The organism is Pseudomonas sp. NPDC089569 (assembly GCF_050280625.1).
Taxonomy (GTDB): Bacteria; Pseudomonadota; Gammaproteobacteria; order Pseudomonadales; family Pseudomonadaceae; genus Aquipseudomonas.
In genome coordinates, this window is the sequence record NZ_JBNNVQ010000196.1 from 1 (window position 1) to 4,125 (window position 4,125).

General features: G+C 62.5%; 3 protein-coding genes. All 3 read right to left on the bottom strand.

All coding sequences use genetic code 11. From position 1 onward, the window contains the following. Nucleotides 1–310: 310 nt before the first annotated feature. The 3 genes from lpdA to ACQKP2_RS31950 are packed head-to-tail and all read right to left on the bottom strand — an operon-like array spanning nt 311 to nt 4,053. Nucleotides 311–1,693, bottom strand: coding sequence for a dihydrolipoyl dehydrogenase (lpdA, locus tag ACQKP2_RS31940; RefSeq protein ID WP_427582258.1), 1,383 nt, complete (start codon nt 1,691–1,693; stop codon nt 311–313). Between the two features lie 17 nt (nt 1,694–1,710). Further along, nucleotides 1,711–2,994 carry a dihydrolipoamide acetyltransferase family protein gene (locus tag ACQKP2_RS31945; RefSeq protein ID WP_427582259.1) on the bottom strand — a complete coding sequence of 428 codons (1,284 nt, stop codon included), beginning with the start codon at nt 2,992–2,994 and terminating at the stop codon, nt 1,711–1,713. Further along, nucleotides 2,995–4,053 carry an alpha-ketoacid dehydrogenase subunit beta gene (locus tag ACQKP2_RS31950; RefSeq protein WP_427582260.1) on the bottom strand — a complete coding sequence of 353 codons (1,059 nt, stop codon included), beginning with the start codon at nt 4,051–4,053 and terminating at the stop codon, nt 2,995–2,997. It abuts the gene before it with no gap. Nucleotides 4,054–4,125 lie beyond the last annotated feature (72 nt).

Below are 4,125 nucleotides of genomic sequence, written 5' to 3' on the forward strand. Positions count from 1 at the left end.
GATAGCGTTTGTCGGTCTTGATGTAGTCAAAACCCAGCTTGTCCCAATTGATGCTTTCGTTACCCATGACACCCTCTATCACTTAACAACCGCCGAAACGGTTCAAGGCTTCTGACGTTTTTCCGGATGGGCACAACAATACTTCATTCCGGGCCGATTTCGCAGCCTGAACTATAGGATGACAGACAGATAAATCGTGTTGCCCTTTAGAAATCGCGAGCAGGCTCGCTCCCACAGGGGCATGCATTTCAAATGTGGGAGCGAGCCTGCTCGCGATGGGGTCATCCATGACCCCGTCCGTCGTTCTGAATCAGAGGTGCAGGGCGTGGCCGAGCGCGCGCAGCGCCGCTTCCTGGACGGCTTCGCCCAGGGTCGGATGCGCATGGATGGTCCCACCGATGTCTTCCAGGCGTGCGCCCATTTCCAGGCTCTGGGCGAACGCGGTCGACAGCTCCGACACGCCGACACCGACCGCCTGCCAGCCGACAATCAGATGATTGTCGCGACGGGCGACCACCCGTACGAAGCCGCTTTTCGATTCCAGGGTCATCGCCCGGCCGTTGGCGGCGAACGGGAAGCTGGAAACGATGCAGTCCAGGCCAGCCGCCTTGGCTTCATCCGGTGTCTTGCCGACCACCACCAGTTCCGGGTCGGTAAAGCACACGGCAGGGATGGCGGCCGGGTTGAATTCGCGGTTTTTGCCGCTGATCAGTTCGGCCACCATTTCGCCCTGGGCCATGGCGCGGTGGGCAAGCATCGGTTCGCCACTGAGGTCACCGATGGCATACACATTGCGCATGCTGGTCTGGCAGCGTTTGTCGATCTTGATCGACGAGCCGTTCATGTCCAGGTTCAGCGCTTCGAGGTTCCAGCCCTGGGTGTTGGGCCTGCGACCCACGGCCACCAGTACCCGGTCGGTTTCCAGGTTCAGGGTGTCGCCATTCGGATCGCTGACTTGCAAGGTATTTGCTTTTGAATCAAAGCCTTGCACGCTATGTTTCAAGTAAAGCTTCACGCCGAGTCTTTTCAGCTCATCCTGCACCGGTTGGGTCAGTTCGGCGTCGTAGGCCGGCAGGATGCGATCCTGTGCCTCGACCACGCTGACATCGGCGCCGAGCTTGCGATAGGCAATCCCCAGTTCCAGGCCGATGTAGCCGCCACCGACCACGATCAGTTTTTCGGGCAAGGAAGTGGGCGCCAGGGCCTCGGTGGAGGAAATGATCGGCCCGCCAATCGGCAGCATCGGCAGGTTCACACTGGTCGAGCCGGTGGCCAGCACCAGGTGCTCACACTGAATGCGCGTGTCGCCGACGTCGACGGTTTTACCGTCGACCACTTTGGCCCAGCCCTGGATGACCTGGACCTTGTTCTTTTTCAGCAACGCCGCCACGCCTGTGGTCAGGCGATCGACGATGCCGTCCTTCCACTCGACGCTTTTACCGATGTCCAGGGTCGGTGCCGAGACATGGATGCCCAAGGCCGAATGCTGGCTGTGCTGCTGCGTCTGGTGGAACTGCTCGGCCACATGGATCAGCGCCTTGGATGGAATGCAGCCGATGTTCAGGCAGGTGCCGCCCAGCGATTGGCCTTCAACCAGGATGGTCGGGATGCCCAGTTGGCCGGCGCGAATCGCCGTGACATAGCCGCCCGGGCCGCCGCCGATGATCAGCAGCGTGGTATTGAGAGTCTGCATGCGTGCTCCGCTGATAATCAGTCCACAAACAAGGTGGCGGGTTGTTCGAGCAGGCCGCGAATGGCCTGGATGAAGAGTGCCGCGTCCATGCCATCGACCACACGGTGATCGAAGGAGCTGGAGAGGTTCATCATCTTGCGGATCACCACCTGGCCTTTGACCACCATTGGCCGTTCGACGATTTTGTTTACGCCGACGATGGCCACTTCCGGCAGGTTCAATACCGGGGTGCTGACGATGCCGCCCAGCGCACCCAGGCTGGTCAGGGTGATGGTGGAGCCGGACAGTTCATCGCGGCTGGCCTTGCCATTGCGCGCGGCGCTGGCCAGGCGGGCGATTTCCGCCGCGCTGTCCCACAGGCTGCGCGCCTCGGCGTGACGCACCACCGGGACCATCAGGCCGACATCGCTCTGGGTGGCGACACCCACATGCACGGCGCCGAGGCGGGTAATGACCTGGGCTTCGTCATCGTAACGGGCATTCATCTGCGGGAAGTCGCGCAGGGCGACGACCATGGCGCGGACCAGGAACGGCAGCAGCGTCAGCTTGCCGCGGGTGGCACCGTGTTTTTCGTTGAGGTGCGCGCGCAACTCTTCCACGGCGGTGACGTCGATTTCCTCGACATAACTGAAGTGGGCGGCGCGTTGTGTCGCCTCCTGCATGCGCTGGGCAATCTTGCGACGCATGCCGATGACCGGGATCTGCTGCTCGTCGGTGCGCTGGGCATAAGCGCTGCCGGCGCTCGACGCATTGGATTGGCCTTGGGCCAGGTAGGCCTCGAGGTCGTCGTGCAGAATGCGCCCGGCCGGACCGCTGCCGCGCACCAGGCGCAGTTGAATGCCGAGGTCCAGCGCATGCTTGCGTACCGCCGGTGACGCCAGCGGACGCTCATCGGCCTGGCGGGCGACCATCGGTCCCTGGCAGACGGCAGGTTTCGGCGCCGGGGCGGCGACCGGTTTGCTCTGTGCGACAGGCTCGACCTTTGGCGTCGCAACCGGCGCTTCCTTAACAGCGGCTACAGGGGCCGCCGGTGCAGCCGATTCCTTGACGTTGCCCGCACCTTCGACTTCGATGCTGATCAGCACGCTGCCGACCGCCATGACTTCGCCGGGCTGTCCGCCCAGGGCGATGACCTTGCCGTGGACCGGCGATGGAATATCGACCATCGCTTTATCGGTCATGACATCGGCCAGCACCTGGTCTTCGACGACCATGTCGCCGACCTGAACGTGCCACTGTGACAACTCAACTTCTGCAATGCCTTCGCCAATGTCCGGCATCTTGATAACGTGCGTGCCCATTCAGACCTCCATAACCCGATGCAAAGCCGCGCCCACACGGGACGGACCAGGGAAATACGCCCACTCTTGCGCGTGCGGGTAGGGGGTGTCCCAACCGGTGACGCGTTCGATCGGCGCTTCCAGGTGGTGGAAGCAGTGCTCTTGCACCAGGGCGGCCAGTTCGGCGCCGAAGCCGCAAGTGCGGGTCGCTTCGTGAACGATCACGCAACGTCCGGTTTTCTTCACCGACTTGGTAATGGTTTCCAGGTCCAGCGGCCACAGGCTGCGCAGGTCGATCACTTCGGCATCGATACCGGTTTCTTCGGCGGCGACTTGCGAGACGTAAACGGTGGTGCCGTAGGTCAGGACAGTCACGTCTTTGCCTGGACGGGTGATCGCGGCGACGTCCAGCGGCACGGTGTAGTAGCCGTCCGGCACTTGCGCAGCGGGGTGTTTCGACCATGGGGTCACGGGGCGGTCGTGGTGGCCGTCGAACGGGCCGTTGTACAGGCGTTTCGGCTCGAGGAAGATCACCGGGTCATCGTTTTCGATGGAAGCGATCAACAGGCCCTTGGCGTCATAAGGGTTGGACGGCATCACGGTGCGCAGGCCGCACACCTGGGTGAACAGGGCCTCGATACTCTGGCTGTGGGTCTGGCCGCCGTAGATGCCGCCGCCACAAGGCATGCGCAGGGTGAGCGGCGCGGTGAACTCGCCAGCCGAGCGGTAACGCAGGCGGGCGGCTTCGGAAATGATCTGGTCGTACGCCGGGTACACGTAGTCGGCGAACTGGATCTCCACCACCGGGCGCAGGCCATAGGCACCCATGCCCACGGCGGTGCCGACGATGCCGCTCTCGGAGATCGGTGCATCGAACACCCGCGAGGTGCCGTACTTGGCCTGCAGGCCCTCGGTGCAACGGAACACGCCGCCGAAGTAGCCGACGTCCTGGCCGAACACCACGACGTTGTCATCGCGCTCAAGCATCACGTCCATGGCCGAGCGCAGCGCCTGGATCATGGTCATGGTGGTCGTGGTCATGGCGGTTTCCAGCTCGATATTGTTGTTGTGATCGTTCATGTCACACCCCCAACTGCTGACGCTGGCGCTTCAAGTGCTCAGGCATCTCTTTGTAAACGTCTTCGAACATGG

What these genes read in the sequence shown, in the direction of transcription:
- ACQKP2_RS31945 (WP_427582259.1), bottom strand. Translation starts at nt 2,994, where the DNA reads ATGGGCACGCACGTTATCAAGATGCCGGACATTGGCGAAGGCATTGCA.
- ACQKP2_RS31950 (WP_427582260.1), bottom strand. Translation starts at nt 4,053, where the DNA reads ATGAACGATCACAACAACAATATCGAGCTGGAAACCGCCATGACCACG.
- lpdA (WP_427582258.1), bottom strand. Translation starts at nt 1,693, where the DNA reads ATGCAGACTCTCAATACCACGCTGCTGATCATCGGCGGCGGCCCGGGC.